This is a genomic window from Microvirga makkahensis, from assembly GCF_009830105.1.
Taxonomy (GTDB): Bacteria; Pseudomonadota; Alphaproteobacteria; order Rhizobiales; family Beijerinckiaceae; genus Microvirga; species Microvirga makkahensis.
Genome location: NZ_WURB01000067.1, coordinates 1 through 2,088, shown reverse-complemented (window position 1 = coordinate 2,088; position 2,088 = coordinate 1). Strand labels below are relative to the sequence as shown.

The 2,088-nt window shown below is 65.8% G+C and carries 1 protein-coding gene; it reads right to left on the bottom strand.

What is annotated here, in order from left to right; translation table 11 throughout:
- A partial coding sequence (gene scpA / locus GR328_RS26405; protein ID WP_160888613.1) for a methylmalonyl-CoA mutase occupies positions 1-2,088 on the bottom strand: 2,088 nt, incomplete at both ends.

Sequence of the window (2,088 nt, the reverse complement as noted above, 5' to 3'; positions counted from 1 at the left end):
AGGCTCACGGCCGCATCCGCGATCACGGTGCCGGGCGGAAAGATTGCCGAGGCGCCGGCTTTGGAAAGAGCCTCGAAATCCTGCGGCGGGATCACGCCGCCGACCACGATTACGATGTCGTCGCGTCCGAACTTGGCGAGTTCGGCTTTCAGCTCCGGCACAAGCGTGAGATGGCCCGCCGCCAGCGACGACACGCCGACGATGTGCACGTCGTTCTCGATCGCCTGCCGGGCGGCTTCCGCGGGCGTGGCGAACAGCGGGCCGATGTCCACGTCGAAGCCGAGATCGGCGAACGCCGAGGCGATCACCTTCTGGCCCCGGTCGTGCCCGTCCTGGCCCATCTTGGCCACCAGAATGCGCGGGCGGCGCCCGTCGTCGCGCTCGAACTGCTCCACCAGACGGCGTACCTTCTCCACGGCAGGCGAAGCCATGCCGACCTCCCGCTTGTAGACACCCGAAATCGCCTTGATCTCCGCGCGGTGCCGGCCCCAGACCTTTTCCAGAGCTTCGGAAATCTCGCCCACCGTCGCCTTGGCGCGCGCTGCCTTCACCGCCAAGTCGAGCAGATTGCCCTGGCCGCTCGCAGCTCCCTTGGAGAGCGCATCGAGGGCGGCGTCCACATCTGACTGATGGCGCTCGGCGCGCAGTTTGTTCAGCTTCTCGATCTGTTGCGCACGGACCGCCGCGTTGTCGACCTTGAGGATGTCGATGGAAGCCTCGTCGGTGGGACGGAAGGCATTCACGCCGATGATCTTCTGGTGCCCCGAATCGATGCGCGCCTGCGTGCGGGCGGCGGCTTCCTCGATCTTCAGCTTCGGAATGCCCGCCTCGATGGCTTTCGCCATGCCGCCGAGGCTCTCCACTTCCTGAATATGGCTCCAGGCCTTCTCGGCGAGTTCCTGCGTCAGGCGCTCCACGTAATAGGATCCGCCCCACGGATCGATGATGCGGGTCGTGCCGCTTTCCTGCTGCAGGAAGAGCTGCGTGTTGCGGGCGATGCGTGCGGAAAAATCGGTGGGCAGCGCCAGCGCCTCGTCGAGGGCGTTGGTGTGCAGCGACTGGGTATGGCCTTGGGTGGCCGCCATGGCCTCGACGCAGGTGCGCACCACGTTGTTGAACACGTCCTGGGCGGTCAGCGACCAGCCGGAGGTCTGCGAGTGTGTGCGCAGGGGCAGCGACTTCTCGCTCTGCGGATTGAAGCCCTTCACGAGCTTGGCCCAGAGCAGGCGCGCGGCGCGCATCTTGGCCACTTCCATGAAGAAGTTCATGCCGATGGCCCAGAAGAAGGACAGGCGCGGCGCGAACTGGTCGATGGTGAGACCGGCCTGGAGACCGGCCCTGATGTACTCCACGCCGTCGGCGAGCGTGTAGGCGAGCTCGAGATCCTGCGTCGCGCCCGCTTCCTGCATGTGGTAGCCGGAGATGGAGATGGAGTTGAACTTCGGCATGTTCGCGGAAGTGTAGGCGAAGATGTCCGAGATGATGCGCATCGACCCCTTGGGCGGGTAGATGTAGGTGTTGCGCACCATGAACTCTTTCAGAATGTCGTTCTGGATCGTGCCCGAGAGCTTGTAGGCCGGAACGCCCTGTTCCTCGGCGGCCACGATGTAGAGGGCCAGGATGGGCAGCACCGCGCCGTTCATGGTCATGGACACGCTCATCTGGTCGAGGGGGATCCCTGCGAACAGCGTGCGCATGTCGTAGATCGAATCGATGGCGACCCCCGCCATCCCGACGTCGCCCGCCACGCGCGGGTGATCGGAATCGTAGCCGCGATGGGTGGCGAGGTCGAAGGCCACCGACAGGCCTTTCTGGCCGGCGGCGAGATTGCGGCGGTAGAAGGCGTTGGAATCCTCGGCCGTGGAGAAGCCGGCGTATTGGCGCACGGTCCAGGGCTGGTTCACGTACATGGTGGGATAGGGGCCGCGCAGATAAGGCGCGAGCCCCGGATAGGTGTCGAGAAAGTCGATCCCGGCGCGATCCTCCGGGCCGTAGGCCGCCTTCACCGCAATGCCCTCCGGCGTCAGCCAGGGCTCTGCCCGGGGCTGAGCTGCGGGCGAGGCTTCGGGGGCGCTGGTCCAGCCGAGG